Source organism: Variovorax sp. 22077 (assembly GCF_052044195.1).
Lineage (GTDB): Bacteria > Pseudomonadota > Gammaproteobacteria > Burkholderiales > Burkholderiaceae_C > Variovorax > Variovorax atrisoli.
This window is the reverse complement of the sequence record NZ_JBQEQC010000095.1, coordinates 1-663: the sequence shown is the minus strand read 5'-3', so window position 1 is coordinate 663 and position 663 is coordinate 1. Positions and strand designations below refer to the sequence as shown.

General features: G+C 62.1%; 1 protein-coding gene. It reads left to right on the top strand.

Going from position 1 to position 663, the window contains the following annotated elements; genetic code table 11:
- The coding region (locus ACTJLF_RS34655) for an AMP-binding protein (protein WP_440884907.1) at nucleotides 1-663 on the top strand (663 nt) is incomplete at both ends.

Here is a 663-nt window from a genome sequence, read left to right as displayed (position 1 = left end):
GCCCCCTCACCCCGGCCAACCCCGCCTATGTCATCTACACCTCCGGATCCACCGGCAGGCCCAAGGGCGTGGTGGGTCCTCATGCTGGCGCCATCAACCGGCTGAAATGGATTCATGCGGCGTATGCCTATGACGAAGGAAAACCGTCCATCGCCAAAAGCTCCATCGCATTCATTGATGGAACAACTGAACTTCTAGGTCCCCTGTTGTTTGGCGCGCCTGTTGTGATGGCCAGCGCCCACGCAACCAAGACACTCGACGATCTGGTCACGCTGGTCGCGCAACACCGGATCGAACGCATCACGCTCGTTCCAAGTCTGCTCGCTGCCTTGATCGAACAAGGCGATACCGCGTGTCTGAGGGATTGCCGACTGTGGATTGTGAGCGGCGAAGCACTGACCACAGAACTGGCCACCCGCTTCACGACGTTCTTGTCGCACGCGCAGCTCTTGAACTTCTACGGTTCCTCGGAGGCAACGGGAGACAGTGTCTTCGCGCCTGCCGGCAAAGACGACGCGCCCATCGGCCGTCCGATCTGGAACACCCAGGTGTACGTGCTCGATGCGGCCCTGCAGCCGGTGCCCGCAGGCGTGTCCGGTGAGCTCTACATCGCAGGCGCAGGCCTCGCACGCGGCTACCTGAATCGCCCCAGCCTGAGCGCCG